Annotated in this window: 18 protein-coding genes; 14 read left to right on the top strand and 4 right to left on the bottom strand. The window is 60.0% G+C overall.

Annotated elements, in window-relative coordinates:
- Window positions 1-34 precede the first annotated feature (34 nt).
- From BK662_RS24020 to BK662_RS24040, 5 genes are all read left to right on the top strand, one after another.
- Window positions 35-793: a methyltransferase domain-containing protein gene (locus BK662_RS24020; RefSeq protein ID WP_052964263.1), complete on the top strand. Its 759-nt coding sequence runs from the start codon at window positions 35-37 to the stop codon at window positions 791-793.
- A gap of 92 nt (window positions 794-885) precedes the next feature.
- A complete protein-coding gene (gene rnhA, locus BK662_RS24025) occupies window positions 886-1,338 on the top strand; it encodes a ribonuclease HI (protein ID WP_003180633.1) in 453 nt (150 codons plus the stop codon).
- 213 nt (window positions 1,339-1,551) lie between these two features.
- The gene (gene dnaQ, locus BK662_RS24030; RefSeq protein WP_052964264.1) at window positions 1,552-2,310 is read left to right on the top strand and encodes a DNA polymerase III subunit epsilon; all 759 of its coding nucleotides are present in this window, start codon (window positions 1,552-1,554) and stop codon (window positions 2,308-2,310) included.
- A gap of 294 nt (window positions 2,311-2,604) precedes the next feature.
- Window positions 2,605-4,860, top strand: a complete 2,256-nt coding sequence (locus BK662_RS24035) for a lysine-specific pyridoxal 5'-phosphate-dependent carboxylase LdcA (protein WP_123359690.1) — start codon at window positions 2,605-2,607, stop codon at window positions 4,858-4,860.
- 14 nt (window positions 4,861-4,874) lie between these two features.
- On the top strand, window positions 4,875-5,489 hold the full coding sequence (locus BK662_RS24040) for a GNAT family N-acetyltransferase (RefSeq protein WP_123359689.1): 615 nt from the start codon (window positions 4,875-4,877) through the stop codon (window positions 5,487-5,489).
- Here the strand turns inward: BK662_RS24040 and BK662_RS24045 are convergent.
- Together BK662_RS24045 and BK662_RS24050 are read right to left on the bottom strand one after the other, a co-directional pair.
- Window positions 5,455-6,348 (bottom strand): LysR family transcriptional regulator, encoded by an 894-nt coding sequence (locus BK662_RS24045; RefSeq protein WP_123359688.1) that lies wholly within the window; start codon window positions 6,346-6,348, stop codon window positions 5,455-5,457. The two genes, BK662_RS24040 and BK662_RS24045, sit on opposite strands and share 35 nt — an antisense overlap.
- Window positions 6,349-6,436: 88 nt before the next feature.
- Window positions 6,437-6,673 (bottom strand): hypothetical protein, encoded by a 237-nt coding sequence (locus BK662_RS24050; RefSeq protein WP_052964268.1) that lies wholly within the window; start codon window positions 6,671-6,673, stop codon window positions 6,437-6,439.
- 184 nt (window positions 6,674-6,857) lie between these two features.
- On the opposite strand from BK662_RS24050, the gene BK662_RS24055 reads away from it, so the two are divergent.
- On the top strand, window positions 6,858-7,418 hold the full coding sequence (locus BK662_RS24055) for an NADPH-dependent FMN reductase (RefSeq protein ID WP_123359687.1): 561 nt from the start codon (window positions 6,858-6,860) through the stop codon (window positions 7,416-7,418).
- A 203-nt stretch (window positions 7,419-7,621) separates the two neighbouring features.
- On the opposite strand, the gene BK662_RS24060 is transcribed toward BK662_RS24055, so the two are convergent.
- A complete protein-coding gene (locus tag BK662_RS24060) occupies window positions 7,622-8,572 on the bottom strand; it encodes a DUF1853 family protein (protein WP_123359686.1) in 951 nt (316 codons plus the stop codon).
- 104 nt (window positions 8,573-8,676) lie between these two features.
- Here BK662_RS24060 and BK662_RS24065 point away from each other — a divergent pair, with 104 nt between their 5' ends.
- From BK662_RS24065 to BK662_RS24100, 8 genes are all read left to right on the top strand, one after another.
- Window positions 8,677-9,567, top strand: coding sequence for an NAD(+) kinase (locus BK662_RS24065; RefSeq protein ID WP_007906781.1), 891 nt, complete (start codon window positions 8,677-8,679; stop codon window positions 9,565-9,567).
- Entirely contained in the window at window positions 9,564-10,538 is a 975-nt protein-coding gene (locus BK662_RS24070) for a metallophosphoesterase (RefSeq protein ID WP_185047189.1), read from the top strand. The genes BK662_RS24065 and BK662_RS24070 overlap by 4 nt, the downstream gene beginning before the upstream one ends.
- Complete coding sequence (locus BK662_RS24075) at window positions 10,535-11,407, top strand: rhomboid family intramembrane serine protease (RefSeq protein WP_123359684.1); 873 nt, start codon at window positions 10,535-10,537, stop codon at window positions 11,405-11,407. Before BK662_RS24070 ends, BK662_RS24075 begins: the two co-directional genes overlap by 4 nt.
- Window positions 11,408-11,437: 30 nt before the next feature.
- Window positions 11,438-11,698: a YeaC family protein gene (locus BK662_RS24080; RefSeq protein WP_038984092.1), complete on the top strand. Its 261-nt coding sequence runs from the start codon at window positions 11,438-11,440 to the stop codon at window positions 11,696-11,698.
- Entirely contained in the window at window positions 11,695-12,525 is an 831-nt protein-coding gene (locus BK662_RS24085) for a DUF2797 domain-containing protein (protein ID WP_123359683.1), read from the top strand. The genes BK662_RS24080 and BK662_RS24085 overlap by 4 nt, the downstream gene beginning before the upstream one ends.
- Before the next feature lie 10 nt (window positions 12,526-12,535).
- Window positions 12,536-15,193, top strand: a complete 2,658-nt coding sequence (pepN, locus tag BK662_RS24090; RefSeq protein WP_123359682.1) for an aminopeptidase N — start codon at window positions 12,536-12,538, stop codon at window positions 15,191-15,193.
- Window positions 15,194-16,494: 1,301 nt separating this feature from the next.
- Complete coding sequence (locus tag BK662_RS24095; protein WP_123359681.1) at window positions 16,495-17,562, top strand: WD40/YVTN/BNR-like repeat-containing protein; 1,068 nt, start codon at window positions 16,495-16,497, stop codon at window positions 17,560-17,562.
- A 28-nt stretch (window positions 17,563-17,590) separates the two neighbouring features.
- Window positions 17,591-19,975 (top strand): efflux RND transporter permease subunit, encoded by a 2,385-nt coding sequence (locus tag BK662_RS24100; protein WP_008011335.1) that lies wholly within the window; start codon window positions 17,591-17,593, stop codon window positions 19,973-19,975.
- Between the two features lie 175 nt (window positions 19,976-20,150).
- Here the strand turns inward: BK662_RS24100 and BK662_RS24105 are convergent, their stop codons facing one another.
- Entirely contained in the window at window positions 20,151-20,870 is a 720-nt protein-coding gene (locus BK662_RS24105; protein ID WP_032835696.1) for a FadR/GntR family transcriptional regulator, read from the bottom strand.
- Between the last annotated feature and the right edge of the window lie 67 nt (window positions 20,871-20,937).

The following is a 20,937-nucleotide window of genomic DNA, read 5'->3' on the forward strand; positions in this document are numbered from 1 at the left end:
CATCTTAGAACTTCCTGGCGCGTTGGAGAATGCAATGACCGATAAAGCGTTCGCTCAGGCCGATCCTGAGTGGCTGACGTTGATCAGCGCGGCCCGTGAATGGTTGTCCGGGCCCATCGGGCAATTTCTGCTGGACGAAGAACGACGCATGCTCGAAGACGAGTTGGGGCGCTTCTTCGGCGGCTACCTGGTGCATTACGGCCCCTCGGCGCAAACGCCGCCGTCGGCGCCGCAGGTCCAGCGCAATGTGCGACTGGGTGCGCCGTTGCCGGGGGTCGAGATCGTTTGCGAAGAGCAGGCCTGGCCTTTGAGCGAGCACGCCGCCGATGTGGTGGTGTTGCAGCACGGGCTGGATTTCTGCCTGTCGCCTCACGGTTTGCTGCGCGAAGCGGCGAGCAGTGTTCGGCCTGGCGGGCATCTGCTGATCGTCGGAATCAACCCCTGGAGCAGTTGGGGCCTGCGTCATGTGTTCGCCCATGACGCCTTGCGCAAGGCCCGTTGCATTTCGCCATCGCGGGTTGGTGACTGGCTGAACCTGCTGGGCTTCGCGCTGGAGAAACGCCGCTTCGGGTGCTATCGTCCGCCGCTTGCGTCGCCTGCCTGGCAAGCCCGTCTGGCCGGTTGGGAACGCAAGGCCGGTGACTGGCAATTGTCGGGTGGTGGCTTCTATTTATTGGTCGCGCGCAAGATCGTGGTGGGCCTGCGGCCGGTGCGTCAGGAACGGCGCGAACCGATGGGCAAGCTGATTCCGTTGCCGATGGCCAAGGTCAACCGTCGTCACCTCGAACCGTAATACACTTTTTATTTTCCCGGTCGGGTTCGCCCCGGCCTCGGGCATCGTCGGTCACCGATCGGCGAGCCACCGCATTTTCTGGATAGATTGGCATGAGCGATAGCGTAGAACTCTTCACCGATGGCGCCTGTAAGGGCAACCCTGGTCCGGGCGGCTGGGGTGCATTGCTGGTGTGCAAGGGCGTTGAAAAAGAACTCTGGGGCGGCGAAGCCAACACCACCAACAACCGCATGGAGTTGATGGGCGCGATTCGCGGCCTGGAAGAGCTCAAGCGCTCCTGCGACGTGCTGCTGGTGACCGACTCCCAGTACGTGATGAAAGGCATCAACGAGTGGATGGCCAACTGGAAGAAACGCGGCTGGAAAACCGCGGCCAAGGAACCGGTGAAAAACGCCGACTTGTGGAAACTGCTCGACGAGCAGGTCAACCGCCACAACGTCACCTGGAAATGGGTGCGAGGGCACATTGGCCATCACGGCAACGAACGAGCCGACCAACTGGCCAATCGTGGCGTTGATGAAGTGCGTGGGTACAAGCAGGCTTGATTCCGGTTCTATCGATGCACCGCGTCGTGGCCAATCGCGAGCAGGCTCGCTCCCACATTTGATCTTCGTTGAGCACAAATTCTGTGAACCCCCGAATTCAATGTGGGAGCGAGCCTGCTCGCGATGGGTGCCACACGGTGTACCTGAAAGACCCCAGCGAGCGTGTTAACATCGCCGCTTTTGCACGATTGACCCGTTGAGAGCTGAGCACTGATGGCCACCAGATCCGTTGTACTCGATACCGAAACCACCGGCATGCCGGTGACCGACGGCCACCGGATTATCGAAATCGGTTGTGTCGAGTTGATCGGTCGGCGCCTGACCGGCCGGCACTTCCACGTTTACCTGCAACCGGATCGCGAGAGTGACGAAGGCGCCATCGGCGTCCACGGCATCACTAACGAATTTCTGGTGGGCAAGCCGCGTTTCACCGAAGTGGCCGATGAATTCTTCGAGTTCATCAAGGGCGCGCAGCTGATCATCCATAACGCGGCGTTCGACGTTGGCTTCATCAACAACGAATTCGCCCTGATGGGCCACCACGACCGCGCGGACATCACGCAACACTGCTCGATCCTCGACACCCTGATGATGGCCCGGGAACGTCACCCGGGGCAGCGCAACAGCCTCGACGCTTTGTGCAAACGCTATGGCGTCGACAACTCCGGCCGTGAACTGCACGGCGCCTTGCTCGACTCCGAGATTCTCGCCGACGTTTACCTGACCATGACCGGCGGCCAGACCAGCCTGTCGCTGGCCGGTAATGCGTCTGATGGCAATGGTTCCGGTGAAGGCGCGGACAACTCCGCCACAGAAATCCGTCGTCTGCCGGCCGATCGTCAGCCGATCCGGATCATCCGTGCCAGTGAAGAAGATCTGGCCCAGCACATTGCGCGCCTTGAAGCCATCGCCAAATCCGCCGGCGCTCCGTCGCTGTGGCAGCAATTGGCGGAGGCCAAGGCTCAGGCCTGAGCCCCTTCGAGCGGAAGGGCTTTTGTGGCGAGGGAGCTTGCTCCCGCTCGGCTGCGCAGCAGTCGCAAATCCTGCCAGCACGGTGTATCTGAGCGAATGCAGGGGGCCGCTTCGCAGCCCAACGGGAGCAAGCTCCCTCGCCACAGATAAGCTTTCTGAACAATGGGTTTGCTGGCCACATGCTGGTGCGCCCGCCGACCCACTTCAGGGCATCCCGCTCGCCACATGCGCTCCAACCCTCTACCCTGAGGTTATTGGCAGGCCACGGTCTGCCGCCTCAGGACACCGAGCACCATGTATAAAGATTTGAAATTCCCGGTCCTGATCGTCCACCGCGACATCAAAGCCGACACCGTTGCCGGTGATCGTGTGCGTGGCATCGCCCGGGAGCTGGAGCAGGAAGGCTTCAGCATCGTTTCGGCAGTCGATTACAACGAAGGGCGTCTGGTCGCCTCGACTCATCACGGCCTCTCTTGCATGTTGATTGCCGCCGAAGACGCCAGCACCCATGCTCATCTTCTGCATAACATGGCCGAGCTGATCCGCCTGGCACGGGTTCGGGCGCCGGACCTGCCGATCTTTGCCCTGGGCGAGCAGGTCACCCTGGAAAACGCCCCGGCCAATGCCATGGCCGAGCTCAATCAGCTGCGCGGCATTCTTTATCTGTTCGAAGACACCGTGCCCTTCCTTGCCCGGCAAGTCGCCCGCGCGGCGCGTAAATATCTGGACGGTCTGTTGCCGCCGTTCTTCAAGGCGCTGGTGCAGCACACCGCCGACTCCAATTATTCCTGGCACACCCCTGGCCATGGCGGCGGCGTGGCGTATCACAAGAGCCCGGTGGGGCAGGCGTTTCATCAGTTCTTCGGGGAAAACACACTGCGCTCGGATTTGTCGGTGTCGGTACCGGAACTCGGTTCGCTGCTCGATCACACGGGCCCACTGGCCGAGGCAGAAGCGAGAGCTGCGCGTAATTTCGGCGCCGATCACACCTTTTTCGTGATCAATGGCACCTCGACCGCCAACAAGATCGTCTGGCATTCCATGGTGGCCCGCGATGACCTGGTGCTGGTAGATCGCAACTGTCACAAGTCGGTGCTGCACTCGATCATCATGACCGGTGCGATTCCGCTGTACCTGTGCCCGGAGCGCAATGAGCTGGGGATTATCGGGCCGATTCCGTTGAGCGAATTCAGCCGCGAATCGATCCAGGCCAAGATTGACGCCAGCCCACTGACCAAGGGCCGCGAGCCCAAGGTCAAGTTGGCGGTGGTGACCAACTCGACTTACGACGGCCTCTGTTACAACGCCGAGCTGATCAAGCAGAGCCTGGGCAATAGCGTCGAGGTGCTGCATTTCGATGAGGCCTGGTACGCCTACGCGGCGTTCCACGAGTTTTTCGCCGGTCGTTACGGCATGGGCACCTCTCGCAGCGAAGACAGCCCGCTGGTGTTCACTACGCACTCCACGCACAAATTGCTGGCGGCGTTCAGTCAGGCGTCGATGATTCACGTTCAGGACGGCGGGGCGCGGCAACTGGATCGCGACCGTTTCAACGAAGCGTTCATGATGCACATCTCGACCTCGCCGCAGTACAGCATCATCGCCTCGCTGGACGTGGCCTCGGCGATGATGGAAGGGCCGGCCGGACGTTCGCTGTTACAGGAAATGTTCGACGAGGCCCTGAGTTTTCGCCGGGCCCTGGCTAATCTGCGCCAGCACATCGCCGCCGATGACTGGTGGTTTTCCATCTGGCAACCACCCTCGGCCGAAGGTATCGAACAGGTGGTCACCGAAGACTGGTTGCTGCAACCCGACGCCGATTGGCACGGCTTTGGCGGCGTGACCGACGACTACGTGCTGCTCGATCCGATCAAGGTCACGCTGGTGATGCCGGGTTTGACGGCGGGCGGTGCCCTGAGTGCGCGGGGGATTCCGGCGGCGGTGGTCAGCAAATTTCTCTGGGAACGTGGGCTGGTCGTGGAAAAGACCGGGCTGTATTCGTTCCTGGTGCTGTTCTCCATGGGCATCACCAAGGGCAAATGGAGCACGTTGCTGACCGAGTTGCTGGAGTTCAAGCGCAGTTACGACGCCAATGTCAACCTGGCCACCTGCCTGCCGTGCGTGGCGCAACACAATATTGCCCGTTATCAAGGCATGGGTTTGCGCGATCTGTGTGATCAATTGCACGCCTGTTATCGCAGCAACGCCACGGCCAAACACCTCAAACGCATGTACACAGTGCTGCCGGAAGTCGCCATGAAGCCGGCTGACGCCTATGATCAATTGGTACGCGGGGAGGTTGAGGCTGTTTCGATCGATGCTCTGGATGGGCGGATCGCGGCGGTAATGCTGGTGCCATACCCGCCGGGGATCCCGTTGATCATGCCCGGCGAGCGTTTCACCGAGTCGACCCGTTCGATCATCGATTACCTGAAGTTTGCCCGTACGTTCGACAGCAGTTTCCCCGGATTTGTCGCCGATGTGCATGGCTTGCAACACGAAGACGAGGGCAATGGACGGCACTACACCGTCGATTGCATCAAGGAATGAGGACCTTTCCGAGTATGCAACCAGTCATGAATCCCAAACACCCAGGCCTCTCGGTGCGTGTCGCCGATGAGGGGTTTGCGGCTTATATCTGGGGCAGTGATTTCAGTTTTGAAGTCGCCGCCTATGGTGCCGCGCAAATCGGTAAGCCGGTGGCGCAGTGGCCGGTGACGCCAATCACCCCGTATCGCAAGTGTTATGGCATCGATCCCGAGGAATTCAGCAGTTTTCACGATGCCACTGACAGCGCGATTTTCATGGCCTATCTGGATGACGAGCCGGTGGGTCATTTGGTGGTCAGCACCAACTGGAACGGCTTCGCCCATATCGACGAATTGGCGGTGCATGCTCCGGCGCGCCGTCATGGCGTGGCCAAGTCGCTGCTGGACGTGGCGCAGTTCTGGAGTCGCAAGAAAAAACTGCCTGGCATCATGCTGGAAACCCAGAACAACAACCTGGGCGCCTGTCGGCTTTATGAGCGCTGTGGCTATGTGGTCGGCGGGATCGATCATCTGCGCTACCGCGGGATCGATCCGAACACCGCTGAGGTGGCGCTGTTCTGGTATCGCCTGTTCGATAATCCGCTGGAAAACCCGCTCAGCTCGCCAACATCGCCACGGCTTGTTCCGTGACGATGTCCAGCAGCGCCTGAACCGCCGAAGAGGGCTCGGCGGTCTTGAGGCTCAAGGCATACACGCTGATCGGCACGGCAGGCGCCAATGGGCAGGCATCGAGCCCGGCCGATTTGGCGCCGAGGGCGGTAAACGGGTCGACGATCGCCAGGCCTTCGCCGGCCTCGACCATGCTGCGCATCATTTGATGAGTCTGTACCCGGGTCTGGATGACCGGGGCAGGGCGCAGCGCATGCAGTTTGTTGTCCAGCGCCGGGCTTAACGGATCGTGACCTTCCAGACCAACCATCGACTGGCCGGCCAGGTCCTGCAGCGAGATGTACTTCTGTTTCGGTTGCAGCCAGCCATGGGGCGCCAGCAGCTGGAGCTTGCCTTGAGCGATGACCTGGCAATGGATATCGGCGTGGTCCGGGTCATGCAGGCTCAGGCCCAGATCGCTTTCACGCAGCAGCAGGCTTCTGACAATTTCGCGGGTCGGCTGGCTCAGGAGGGTGCATGGTGCGTCTGGGAGGCGTCGGCGCAGAGCCGCGATGCTGTGTGGCAACAATTGCTGCGCCAAAGGCGGGGTGCAGATAATTCGCAGGGGTGGGGCCAAATATTGCTTGAGGCTGCTGGCCAGTCGCTGAACCGGCTCGAGGGCTTCGTAGACGTGGGCGATCTCGGCCTGCAACTCCCGCGCCTCGCGCGTGGCTTGCAGGCGACCACGCACGCTGGCAAACAGCATGAAACCCAATTGATCCTCGGCATCACGCAGGGTGCGTTCAACCTCGGCCACCGGCAACTGCAGCCATTCGGCGGCGGTGCCCAGGTGACCGGTCTGCAGGAGCGCCTGGATTACTTCGATATGACGTAAACGCATGCGTGAAGTCCATGTTCAGCAGGTGAGGGAGTCAGTCACTGAATCCTAACTCAAGTGCGTGCATATGACTTCTGCTCATAACAGCGGGTTATGAGGCCACGTTCGTTTCAGGTTCGCGAGTGAGGGTGACGCCTGATTGCACCAGCACAAATTCGTTGTCGTCGAGTTTGTTGAGCCGGTCGCCAATGGCCAGCTTATAGGTGGTGACAGGCACCGAGCCGGCGAGGCCGTCGTGCGACGGAGTGGATTCCTGGAACTCATGCACGGAATAAACGCGGCCTTCCGCGTCTCTTGCATGGAACTGACCGACGAGTACTGCTGCCATCTGCTTAGAACCTCTGGAGATAAATCACTCAATTTGCGGTTCTGTAGACCGTGGTTGGGCGAGGTAAGTTTTCCTACAGGAAAAAAATAGTCAGGGGCGGCGTTTTTCCGTCGCCCACTGGTTGAATCGTCATTTGATCATCTATAACTAGAAGCTCTTCCCATCGGACAGTCGAGAATCTTCCATGAGCAACGTCTACGAGATCGCCGTTCTGGTCGGCAGCCTGAGAAAAGCATCGATCAACCGCAAGGTCGCGCTGGCGCTGGCCGAGCTGGCGCCTGCCAATCTGAAGCTGAATATCGTCGAAATCGGCGATTTGCCGCTCTATAACGAAGACATCGATGGCGAATCACCGCCGGCAGCCTACAGCACTTTCCGACAACAAGTGAGTTCATCCGACGCGGTGCTGTTCGTGACCCCGGAATATAACCGTTCGGTGCCGGCGCCGTTGAAGAATGCGATCGACGTGGGGTCGCGCCCTTATGGCAAGAGCGCCTGGAACGGCAAGCCGGGTGCGGTGATCAGCGCTTCACCGGGCGCCGTCGGCGGATTTGGGGCCAACCACAATGTGCGCCAGTCCATGGTGTTTCTCAATGTGCCGTGCATGCAGCAGCCGGAAGCCTACCTGGGCGGCGCCGGTTCAGCGTTCGACGAGGCAGGCAAGTTGTCGGAGTCGGTCAGGCCGTTCTTGCAGAAATTCATCGATGCGTATGCGCTGTGGGTTGAGCAGCATAAAAAGCAATGACCTTTCCCTTGCAGCAGCTGCCGAGCCTGCAGGTCGAGACTGTGTTGGCGGTGATGTTGGCGGCGTTGGCGTTGCGGTTGTCTATCTGAACCGTATCGGCCCTATCGCGAGCAGGCTCGCTCCCACAAGGATCTTCACCATAAGGAGATCCAATATGGGAGCGAGCCTGCTCGCGATAGGGCCCGTCCATTCACCACATAAACTCAACCATTACCCGGCACATTCGGCCAAAGATCGGACACCAGAAACAGCCGCTCGGCTTCCTCCCAATCGCCTTCGCCGTTCTCTGTAAGCCGCACCATCAATTGCGCCGGTGCCAGCGGGTCCAGATCGCTCAGCCACGCATTCAGCTGTTCAGCGTTCCAGGTCTGCTCTTCGGGATAGTGTGCCGGCGCCAGCCAGGCATGGCGGGGCAGGGGTTGCCAGCGACCGGATGGGCGCTGCACGACAAAGTCCGCCCAGTCTTTCTGATGCAGCCAGCTACCGCGCAAATGCTGAGGGTGCGCGCCGCTGGGTGATTCGGCCTGCCCCGGCCACGGATAGAGCAGATAACCGCCCAGCCACAGATGCGCACTGAACTGCTGGATATCCAGCGACGCCAGCACTGCACGGCTCTCCACCCGCGCGGAAATCGGTAATTGATGCTGGCTCAGGTGCTTCAGTTTACGGTCCAGCCGATCATGACAACCCGGTCCGAGCCACTGCGCGGAGTCATGGCCGTCACCGTTCTGTGGTCCAAGGTAGAGCTTGATCGCCAGTTCCAGGTGATGCACGCCGTCGCGATCACGCAGCAGCATGTCCAGCTCACCCAAGGTGTGGCCTTCACGGCGGATCGGCATGTTGGCGGCAATCAGTTCGATGCCCGGCGCGTGCCGCACGGCGTATTGCCATAGCCGCTCGTAGTACAGACCCAGGCGCCGGGTCCTGGCCTGGGCCAGCCAGTGCAGCAAATCGTAGCTGTCGCGATCCAGTTGCCTGAGCCAGTGTTCCAGGCGCTCCGGTGCCTGCACCCAGTCGCTGCCCGCCAGCGGATGACGCTGCGGCCACGGGGTGACGCTGAGCATCGGCGGTGCGAGGATGACCCAAGCCAGGTCGCGCACTTCAGGGTGGCGCAACTGGTGAGGTAACTGGAGCAAATCTGGAAATAGGATCATCTTGCGAGCATAGCCTCTTCACTCGTGGCTGAAAGGGTTTTGTCTACGCCGCGCTTTCGCCCATAATCGTGTTTTTCGCCGCCGCAGACCCTCGCAGGAGCCCCATGGAGCAATTTCGTAATATCGGCATCATCGGTCGCCTGGGCAGTTCTCAGGTGCTGGATACCGTCCGCCGACTGAAACGGTTTCTGCTCGATCGTCATCTACATGTGATCCTCGAAGACACCATCGCCGAAGTCCTGCCGGGTCATGGCCTGCAAACTTCGTCGCGCAAGATGCTCGGTGAAGTGTGTGACATGGTGATTGTGGTCGGTGGTGACGGCAGCCTGCTGGGCGCCGCCCGGGCGCTGGCCCGACACAATATTCCAGTGCTCGGCATCAACCGGGGCAGCCTGGGGTTCCTGACCGATATTCGTCCCGATGAGCTGGAAGTCAAAGTCGCCGAAGTGCTCGACGGCCACTATCTGGTGGAAAACCGCTTTCTGCTGCAAGCCGAAGTCCGTCGCCACGCCGAGGCCATTGGCCAGGGCGATGCGCTGAACGATGTGGTGCTGCACCCCGGCAAATCGACGCGGATGATCGAGTTCGAGTTGTACATCGATGGCCAGTTCGTCTGCAGCCAGAAGGCTGACGGCCTGATCGTCGCCACGCCGACCGGTTCGACCGCTTACGCGCTGTCGGCGGGCGGCCCGATCATGCATCCCAAGCTCGACGCTATTGTGATTGTGCCGATGTACCCCCATACCTTGTCAGGTAGACCGATCGTGGTCGATGGCAATAGTGAGCTGAAAATCGTCGTGTCCAAAGATATGCAGATTTACCCGCAAGTCTCCTGTGACGGGCAGAATCACTTCACCTGCGCGCCCGGTGACACCATTACCATCAGCAAGAAAGCGCAGAAGCTGCGGCTGATTCATCCGCTCGATCACAACTATTATGAAGTCTGCCGGACCAAGCTCGGCTGGGGCAGCAAGTTGGGTGGTGGAGGCGACTGATGCTCGATCCCGCGCGTAGCTACGACCTGATCGGTGACGTGCACGGTTGCGCTCTGACCCTTGAGCACTTGCTTGACCGGCTCGGTTACCACAAACAGGCGGGTGTCTGGCGGCATCCGTCGCGCATGGCGGTGTTCCTCGGCGACATCATCGACCGCGGCCCGCGGATTCGCGAGGCGCTGCATATCGTCCACGACATGGTCGAGGCCGGCCAGGCGCTGTGCATCATGGGCAACCATGAATTCAACGCCCTCGGCTGGAGCACGCCGGCGTTGCCGGGCAGTGGCCAGCAGTTCGTGCGTGAACATACGCCACGCCACGCGCGCCTGCTCAAGGAAACCCTGACCCAGTTCGAAGATCATCCCGAAGATTGGCATGACTTCCTGCAATGGTTCTATGAACTGCCATTGTTCGTCGATGCCGGACGCTTTCGCGTCGTGCATGCCTGCTGGGATGCCGGCCTGATCGAGCCGTTGCGCGGGTTGTTTCCCGACGGCTGCATCGATGAGCACTTCCTCCAGGCCTCCGCGGTGCCAGGCAGTTTTGCCTGCACCGTGTTCGATCGCCTGTTGCGCGGCACCGACATGCGCTTGCCCCACGGGTTGACCATGACCAGCGGCGACGGCCTGACGCGCTCGTTTTTCCGCACCAAGTTCTGGGAAGACGACCCGCAAACCTACGGAGACATCGTGTTCCAGCCTGACGCCTTGCCTGAACCGGTGGCCCGCACGCCACTATCGTCCAGCGAAAAAGACAACTTGCTGCGCTACGGCGTCGATGAGCCGTTGTTGTTCGTCGGCCACTACTGGCGCAGCGGCAAACCGGCGCCGATCCGCCCGAACCTGGCGTGCCTGGATTACAGCGCGGTGCTCTACGGCAAACTGGTCGCTTATCGTCTGGATCAGGAAACCCGTCTCGACCCGCATAAGTTCGTCTGGGTCGATGTCGAGCGGCCGGAGGTGCTGCAATGACGGCGGTGGCGGTATTGCGTCTGCCTCTGGCGGTGGATTTGAGCGGATTCGTCAAACTGCTGCAGCGCATGCAAGTGCCCCATCGGGTCAGCGAAGAGGCGGGCGAGCAGGTGCTGTGGGTCCCGGCCAACATCAGCGAAGACGTACGCTCATTGTACGAACGCTTTCCCGCAGGCGACCCTGATCAGCAACTGGATATCCCGATCGCGCAGACGCGGTCGCGTCCGGGCTTCGTCGAGCAATTGCGCTACAGCAAGGCTACGGCGCTGGTGCTGTTGCTGAGCCTGATCGTCGGCGTGGTGACGCTGCTGGGCGAAAACCTCGAGACGATACGCTGGCTGACCTTCCTCGATTTCCGTGTGGTCGGCGAGTACATCCATTTCACACCATTGGCTGACAGCCTGGCGGCGGGGCAGTGGTGGCGTCTGGTGACGCCGATGCTGATCCACTTCGGCATCCTGCACCTGGCCATGAACGGCATGTGGTACTGGGAGCTGGGGCGGCGTATCGAGTCGCGTCAGGGCAGCATCAACCTGATCGGCCTGACGTTGCTGTTCAGCCTGGTGTCCAACTATACCCAATACCTTTTCAGCGGCCCGAGCCTGTTTGGCGGGTTGTCCGGGGTGCTGTACGGCCTGCTCGGGCATTGCTGGATCTTCCAGGTTCTGTCGCCGAACCCGGCGTATCGCCTGCCCCGAGGGGTGTTGGTGATGATGCTGGTGTGGTTGCTGGTGTGCCTGTCCGGGCTGGTTTCGATGATCGGCTTCGGCCAGATTGCCAACGCGGCCCACGTCAGCGGGTTACTCATCGGATGCTTCACCGGTTTGTTGGGCGGTTTGTACAACCGCCGTAAACTGACTTCCAAATAAGCTATGTGATTAAAGAGCGCGGAGCCCTTGATGTCCTCTTTTAACGAAATGATCAAAAACATCACCCCGGATATCTACCAGAGCCTGAAACTGGCGGTGGAAATCGGCAAATGGTCCGACGGTGGCAAACTCACCGCCGAGCAGCGCGAACTGTCCCTGCAAGCGATGATCGCCTGGGAAATCCAGAACCTGCCCGAGGAAGAGCGCACCGGCTACATGGGCCCGCAGGAATGCGAGTCGAAGTCGATTGAAGTGCCAAACATTCTGTTCAAATCGGATGCCATCCATTGATCGAGATTGGCCGCGGTGCAATCAGCAAAATGTCGGCGCGCCTTGACGGGCCGAACGTTCAGTACGCTTTTCGTCTGGGCGACGCCGAGGTACCGGTCAATCCGTTGATCGGCACCACGGTGCGCCTGGAATACCTGGGGGCGATCCACTGCACCCATTGCGGACGCAAGACCAAAACCAGTTTCAGCCAGGGTTACTGCTACCCGTGCATGACCAAACTGGCGCAGTGCGACATCTGCATCATGAGCCCGGAACGTTGCCACTACGACGCTGGCACCTGCCGCGATCCGGAGTGGGGCGAAAAATTCTGCATGACCGATCATGTGGTGTATCTGGCCAATTCGTCGGGGATCAAGGTCGGCATAACCCGTGCTACGCAGCTGCCCACTCGTTGGCTCGATCAGGGCGCCAGCCAGGCCTTGCCGATCATGCGCGTCGCGACCCGCCAGCAATCGGGTTTCGTCGAAGACCTGTTCCGCAGTCAGGTAGCCGACAAGACCAACTGGCGTGCTTTACTCAAGGGCGACGCCGTATCTGTGGACCTGGCGCAGGTGCGCGATCAGCTGTTTGAAAGTTGTGCGGAAGGTTTGCAAGGTTTGCAGGAACGATTTGGCCTACAAGCAATCCAGACCATTACCGATGTCGAACCGCTTGAAATCCGCTATCCGGTCGAGCAATACCCGGCCAAGATTGTCAGCTTCAACCTGGACAAGAACCCGATTGCCGAAGGCACGCTGCTGGGGATCAAGGGCCAGTACCTGATTTTCGACACCGGCGTGATCAATATTCGTAAATACACGGCCTACCAGCTCGCCGTGCATCAGTAAGGATTCCAGTATGCGCACCGAACAACCGAAGATGATCTACCTGAAGGACTATCAGGCGCCTGAGTACCTGATCGACGAGACGCACCTGACCTTCGAGTTGTTCGAGGACCACAGCCTGGTCCATGCGCAACTGGTGATGCGCCGCAATCCTGAACGTGGCCCGGGCCTGCCGCCGCTGGTGCTGGACGGTCAGCAACTCGAGCTGCTGTCGGTGACTTTGGCCGACCGTGAGCTGAGCGCTTCCGACTACCAACTGACCGAGAATCACCTGACCCTGCAACCGACCGATATAAGCTTCACGGTCGACACCAGCGTCAAGATCCACCCGGAAACCAACACCGCCCTGGAAGGCCTGTACAAATCCGGCACCATGTTCTGCACCCAGTGTGAAGCCGAAGGTTTCCGCAAGATCACCTATTACCTCGACCGCCCGGACGTGATGAGCACGTTCACCACCACGGTGGTCGCCGAGCAGCACAGCTATCCGGTGCTGCTGTCCAATGGCAACCCGATTGCCTCAGGTCCGGGCGAAGACGGCCGGCACTGGGCGACCTGGGAAGACCCGTTCAAGAAACCGGCGTACCTGTTTGCGCTGGTGGCCGGTGACCTGTGGTGCGTCGAAGACACCTTCACCACCATGACCGAGCGCTCCGTGGCGCTGCGCATCTACGTCGAGCCGGAAAACATCGACAAGTGCCAGCACGCCATGAACAGCCTGAAGAAGTCCATGCGCTGGGACGAAGAGGTTTACGGTCGCGAGTACGACCTGGACATCTTCATGATCGTCGCGGTCAACGACTTCAACATGGGCGCCATGGAGAACAAGGGCCTCAACATCTTCAACTCCAGCGCCGTACTGGCCCGCGCCGAAACCGCTACCGACGCCGCGCACCAGCGTGTGGAGGCGATCGTCGCCCACGAATACTTTCACAACTGGTCGGGCAACCGCGTGACCTGCCGCGACTGGTTCCAGTTGTCGCTCAAGGAAGGCTTCACCGTATTCCGCGATTCCGGCTTCTCCGCCGACATGAACTCGGCCACGGTCAAACGCATCCAGGACGTGGCTTACCTGCGTACCCACCAGTTCGCCGAAGACGCCGGCCCGATGGCCCACGCCGTGCGCCCGGACAGCTTCATCGAGATTTCCAATTTCTACACCCTGACCGTGTACGAAAAGGGTTCGGAAGTGGTCGGCATGATCCACACCTTGCTGGGTGCCGAAGGCTTCCGCAAAGGCAGCGACCTGTACTTCGAACGCCATGACGGCCAGGCCGTGACCTGCGACGACTTCATCAAGGCCATGGAAGACGCCAACGGCGTTGACCTGACTCAATTCAAACGCTGGTACAGCCAGGCCGGCACACCACGTTTGGCGGTGAGCGAGTCCTACGACGCCGCAGCGAAAACCTACAGCCTGACTTTCCGCCAGAGCTGCCCGGAAACCCCGGACAAGGTGGAAAAATTACCGTTCGTGATTCCAGTGGAACTGGGCCTGCTGGACAGCAAGGGCGGCGAAATTGCCCTGCGTCTTGTCGGTGAAGCCAGTGCTCAAGGCACTTCGCGGGTTATTTCGGTGACTGAAGCCGAGCAGACTTTCACTTTCGTCGACATTGCTGAAAAACCGCTGCCTTCGTTGCTGCGTGGCTTCTCGGCGCCAGTGAAACTGAGCTTCCCGTACGACCGCGATCAGCTGATGTTCCTGATGCAGCACGACAGCGACGGTTTCAACCGCTGGGATGCCGGTCAGCAATTGTCGGTGCAGGTGCTGCAAGAGTTGATCGAACATCAACAGAAGGGCGAAGCGCTGGTGCTGGATCAGCGTTTGGTTTCAGCACTGCGTACCGTGCTGTCCGACGACACACTGGATCAGGCGATGGTCGCCGAGATGCTTTCGCTGCCGGGCGAGGCGTATCTGACCGAGATCAGTGAAGTGGCTGACGTAGACGCCATTCACACGGCTCGCGAGTTTGCCCGTAAGCAATTGGCTGAAGGCTTGTTCGAGGCATTGTGGCTGCGTTATCAGGCCAATCGCGATCTCTCGAAGAAAACGCCGTATGTGGCCGAGGCCGAGCATTTCGCCCGCCGCGCGCTGCAAAACATTGCGCTGTCGTACCTGATGCTCAGCGGCAAGCCGGAAGTGTTGGCGGCGACCCTTGAGCAGTTCGACACCAGCGACAACATGACCGAGCGTCTGACGGCGTTGGCGGTGGTGGTGAATTCGCCGTTCGAGGAGCAGAAAGCCACGGCGTTGGCGAGCTTTGCCGAGCACTTCAAGGACAATCCGCTGGTCATGGATCAGTGGTTCAGCGTTCAGGCAGGCAGCACGTTGCCGGGTGGTCTGGAACGGGTCAAAGCCTTGATGCAACACCCCGCGTTCACGATCAAGAACCCGAACAAGGTGCGGGCACTGATCGGCGCGTTTGCCGGGCAGAATCTGATCAACTTCCATGCGGCCGATGGTTCCGGGTATCGGTTCCTGGCGGATCTGGTGATCGAGTTGAACGGGTTTAACCCGCAGATCGCCTCTCGCCAACTGGCGCCGCTGACTCGCTGGCGCAAATACGACGACGCCCGTCAGGCGTTGATGAAAGGTGAGCTGGAGCGGATTCGCGCTTCGGGGCAACTGTCCAGCGATGTGTTTGAAGTGGTCAGCAAAAGCCTGGCCTGAGTTTGGCCTTGCTCCCTCGGGGTCACTCGGACCCTGTGGGAGTGGGCTTGCTCGCGAAGGCGGCCTGATAGCCGACCTCTTGCAGATGTACACCGATCAAATTGTGGGAGCTGGCTTGCCTGCGAAGGCGGCCTGATAGCCGACCGGGATTTTTGATGGTGTACATATCCATTTCTGCGGTTATGGCGGCCTATGGTTTCGCTCTTACAGCGAGTCACTTTCGAAAAGCGCGAAAGTAACCAAAGCGCTTTTGCCCCGCCATTCGGTGCCTCGCCCAGGCTCGGCATGCCCTCACTCCGGCATTGCTCCGGGGGCCCGCCGCCATCGGCCATCCATGGCCGGGGGCGGCTACCGCGGCATCCTTGCCGCGGTGCCCCCTGCGCAATACCTGCGTTCGGCCTCTGGGAAAGGGGCAGGCAGATCAAGATCAAAAGCCACAGCAACAGCAACAGCAACAGCAACGGCAACAGCAACATCAACAGCTTCGCGAGCAAGCTCGCTCCCACAGTTGGACGGGGTACATCCGGGGAAGATTGGTCGGCTGACAGGCCGCCATCGCCGCGATGCGGCGACCCGACAAGCCCGCTCCCACAAAAAATCAAAGCGCATCAAAAATCAGAGCACATCCGCTCTGCTTTTCACCACTCAACAGGCCGAGCGTTAGCTCGCCTGCAGCTTTTGATGTTGACGCACCGCCCCCTCGAGAGGCCGAGTGGAGGTTCTGCGCAGTGGGCAACCCGGCATGGATGCCGGGTTAGCCGCGCACGGCCATGGATGGCCGATGGCGGCGGGCCCACGGAGCAGGACCGGAGCGAGGGCATGCCGAGCCTTAGCGAGGCACCGAACGAAAGGGGCAGAAGCGCTTTGGTTGCTTTCGCGCTTTTCGAAAGTGACTCGCTGTAAAAGCGAAACCGCCAGCGGCCGTGACCGCAGAAATGGATATGTACACGATCAAAGACCCCAATTGGCTATCAGGCCGCCTTCGCGGGCAAGCCTCGCTCCTACAAGGGCAATAACCGTCAGCCGGCACTACCGCAGAAACGGATATGTACCCCAAACCCCAATCACCCCACCTGATACCCAATCATTCACCCCCACCCCATACCCCTCAGGTTAACAAAACATAACGTGGCGTCGATTGTCAGACCTTTCCAAACCCCGATAGGATAAGCCAGCTTCCGAAGGGGCTCTGGATTGCGGGTTTCAGGACTATGCTCCTGAACAGGTCAATCCCGATGCGCATCCCTTACGGCGCCCTGAAGGGTTGAACGACCTAACAATAATAATGTGGGGGAAGGTCTATGAGTGAGCCTGTCATGGGTGTGAGTATTGGCCGCCCGCCGGCGTTACGCAGGTTCGCGTTGCTGGCTACAGCGCTCTCGCTGTTGGGCTGTACCGTGCTGTCGGCGCCTGCGCTGGCCGCTGCCGCGTCGGCCACCAATGTGGTTTATTCCGTTGAATCCGCCAAGGCCAGCAAAGGCCTGATGCTCGATGTCGTACACGCCGGCAAGCGCCTGGTGGCGGTCGGCGATCGCGGGCACATTCTGTATTCCGATGACCAGGGCGCGACCTGGACCCAGGCCAAGGTGCCGACCCGGCAACTGCTGACGGCAGTGTTTTTTGTCGATGACAAACACGGCTGGGCCGTTGGCCATGACGCACAGATCCTCGCCAGCGAAGACGGCGGCACCACCTGGACCAAACAATTCGAAGACCTGAAACGCGAATCGCCGCTGCTCGACGTCTGGTTCAAGGACGTTAACAGCGGCTTTGCCGTGGGCGCTTACGGTGCCTTGCTGGAAACCACCGACGGCGGAAAAAACTGGGAAGACGTCAGCGATCGCCTGGACAACGAAGACCAGTACCACCTCAACGCTATTGCCGCGGTCAAGGATTCCGGCATTTTCATCGTCGGCGAGCAGGGCAGCATGTTCCGCTCCGCCGATGAGGGGCAAACCTGGGAAAAGCTTGAGGGCCCCTACGAAGGCTCGCTGTTCGGTGTGATCGGCACTGCGCAACCGGCTACGCTGCTGGCCTATGGGTTGCGGGGCAATCTCTACCGTTCCACGGATTTTGGCAGCACCTGGGAGCAGGTCGAACTCAAGGCTGCACGTGGCGCACTGGAGTTCGGTCTGTCCGGCGCGACATTGCTCGATGACGGCTCCATCGTGATCGTCGGCAACGGCGGCAGCATTATTCGCAGCACCGACGACGGCGAAACCTTCAGCGTGTTCAACCGCCCGGATCGCATTTCTGTTTCGGCGGTGACTGCGGCAGGCAACGGCAATCTGATTCTGGCAGGACAGGGTGGCGTTCGCGTCACTTCGCCTACCGGCGCAGAGAATGGAAAAAACGGGTCGTCCAAATGAGCCGGGCAAATAATAAGAAGGCGGGTCTATGACATCCTTAAGCACTCCTCATCAGGACAAGGCGACGTTTCTTGAACGCCTGATTTTCAATAACCGCCCGGCAGTCATCGTCATCTGCCTGCTGGTCAGTGTTTTCCTGTTCTGGCAGGCAACGCTGATCCGGCCGTCCACCAGTTTCGAAAAAATGATCCCGCTTGAGCATCCGTTCATTGAAAAAATGATGGAGCACCGCAACGATCTGGCGAACCTGGGCAACACGGTGCGGATTTCCGTGGAAGCCACCGATGGCGACATCTTCTCCAAGGAATACATGGAGACCCTGCGTCAGATCAACGACGAGGTGTTCTACATTTCCGGCGTCGACCGTTCCGGCCTCAAGTCGCTGTGGAGCCCGAGCGTGCGCTGGACCGAGGTGACGGAGGAGGGCTTCGCCGGCGGTGAAGTAATTCCACAGAGCTATAACGGCTCTCAGCAGAGCCTCGACCTGCTGCGCAATAACGTGCTCAAGTCCGGGCAAGTCGGGCGGCTGGTGGCCAACGACTTCAAGTCGAGCATTGTCGACATCCCGCTGCTGGAGTCCTACCCGGACCCGCAGGACCAGGGCAAGTTGCTGGCGCTGGACTACCGCAAGTTCTCTCACGAACTCGAAGACAAGATCCGCAACAAGTTCGAAGCCCAGAACCCCAACGTGAAGATCCACATTGTCGGGTTCGCCAAGAAAGTCGGCGACCTGATCGATGGGCTGGTCATGGTGGTGATGTTCTTCGGCGTCGCCTTCGTCATTACCCTGATCCTGCTGTACTGGTTCACTAACTGCATGCGCAGCACCGTGGCGGTGTTGAGCACCACACTGGTGGCGGTGGTCTGGCAGCTGGGCCTGATGCACTTCTTCGGCTTCGGGCTTGATCCGTATTCGATGCTGGTGCCGTTTCTGATCTTCGCCATCGGGATTTCCCACGGCGTGCAGAAAATCAACGGTATCGCCTTGCAGTCCAGCGAGGCGGAGAACGCGCTGACCGCGGCACGCCGCACATTCCGTCAGCTGTTTCTGCCGGGGATGATCGCGATCCTCGCGGATGCGGTGGGCTTTATCACGCTGTTGATCATCGACATTGGCGTGATTCGTGAACTGGCCATTGGCGCCTCCATCGGCGTGGCGGTGATCGTGTTCACCAACCTGATCCTGCTGCCGGTGGCGATTTCCTACGTCGGTATCAGCAAACGCGCCGTCGAACGCAGCAAGAAAGATGCGCATCGCGAGCATCCGTTCTGGCGCCTGCTGTCGAACTTTGCCAGCCCCAAAGTCGCCCCGATTTCCATTGCCCTGGCGCTGATCGCTTTCGGTGGTGGCCTCTGGTACAGCCAGAACCTGAAAATCGGCGACCTCGACCAAGGCGCGCCGGAACTGCGTCCGGACTCGCGTTACAACAAGGACAACAGCTTCATCATCAATAACTACTCCACCAGTTCCGACGTGCTGGTGGTGATGGTCAAGACCAAGTCCGAAGGTTGCTCGCGCTACGAAGCCATGGCGCCGATCGACGAGCTGATGTGGAAGATGCAAAACACCGAGGGCGTGCAGTCGGCGATCTCACTGGTGACCGTGTCCAAGCAGATGATCAAGGGCATGAACGAGGGCAACCTGAAATGGGAAACCCTGTCGCGCAACCCGGACGTACTGAACAACTCCATCGCCCGTGCCGATGGCCTGTACAACAACAATTGCTCCCTGGCGCCGGTGCTGGTGTTCCTCAACGACCACAAGGCCGAAACGCTGGACCGCGCGGTGCATGCGGTGCAGGACTTCGCCAAAGACAACAACAAGGAAGGCCTGGAATTCATCCTCGCCGCCGGTAATGCCGGGATCGAAGCGGCCACCAACGAGGTGATCAAACGCTCCGAACTGACCATTCTGGTCCTGGTGTACATCTGCGTCGCGACCATGTGCATGATCACCTTCCGTTCCTGGGCGGCGACCTTGTGCATCGTGCTGCCGCTGGTGCTGACCTCGGTACTCGGCAACGCGTTGATGGCGTTCATGGGCATCGGCGTGAAAGTGGCGACCTTGCCGGTGGTGGCGCTCGGGGTGGGGATTGGCGTGGACTACGGGATCTACATCTACAGCCGTCTGGAAAGCTTCCTGCGTGCCGGCCTGCCGCTGCAAGAGGCGTACTACCAGACGCTGAAGTCCACCGGTAAAGCCGTGCTGTTCACCGGTCTGTGCCTGGCGATTGGCGTATGCACCTGGATCTTCTCGGCGATCAAGTTCCAGGCCGACATGGGTCTGATGCTGACCTTCATGCTGCTCTGGAACATGTTCGGCGCATTGTGGCTGCTGCCAGCGCTGGCACGGTTCCTGATCAAACCGGAGAAATTGGCAGGGCAGAAGGGCAACTCGCTGTTTGCTCACTGACCGGTCGCTGAAACAACAAAGCCGCAACCAAGGTTGCGGCTTTTTTATACCTCAAGTTCGACACAGATCCCCTGTGGGAGCGGGCTTGCTCGCGAATGCGTGTACATTCAGCATTGATGTCGACTGATACTCCGTCTTCGCGAGCAAGCCCGCTCCCACATTGGATTTGTGGTGGTTATGAGGGATCGGTTCCCAGCACCACATTCAGCGCACTACGCGCATCATCCAGCTGCACCAGCGTCGCATGCCGTGCGCCCAACGCATCGCGATTCTCGATAGCGGTGAGGATCGCCTTGTGCCGTGGCATCGCCAATTCATGCAGATTCGGTCGTTGGTTTGAATGCTTCAAGGCTTCGGCAATTGCCACCGACAGCATGTTGCACAGGTTCGCCAGCAAGTCGTTATGAGTCGCGTCGGCGATGCGGCTGTGGAAATCGAGGTCCGGTTGCAACAACGCTTCCGGGGTCGGTGCAGCTTCCATGCGTTGGTAGGCTTCACCGATGGAGGCGATGTCTTCATCCGTGGCGAACTGCGCGGCCAACGCGGCGGCGGCCGGTTCGATGATGCTGCGCACGCTGGTCAGCAGATCAAAGAATTCATTTTGCGGGCTGCTTTGCATCAACCAGTGCAGCACGTCCGGGTCGAGCATGTGCCATTCCTTGCGCTGCTTGACCACCGTGCCGACCCGTGGACGGGAATACACCAGGCCCTTGGCGACCAATACGCGAGTGGCTTCGCGCAGCACCGGCCGGCTGACCGCGTATTCCTCGCACAGCAGGGCTTCGGCGGGCAGTTTGTCGTCCGGTTTGAAACGTCCCGAGACGATCTGCATGCCCAGTTCCTGGACGATGCGCGAGTGCATGCTTTTGCGGTCGGAGGGTTTGCGGTAATCCATGGGGAACGGCGCGATCCTGTGCGATGGGGTGCCGCGCATGATAGCAGGCGCGGCGAGTGAAGGTCGC

It is taken from the genome of Pseudomonas frederiksbergensis (assembly GCF_003732275.1).
GTDB lineage: Bacteria > Pseudomonadota > Gammaproteobacteria > Pseudomonadales > Pseudomonadaceae > Aquipseudomonas > Aquipseudomonas frederiksbergensis_H.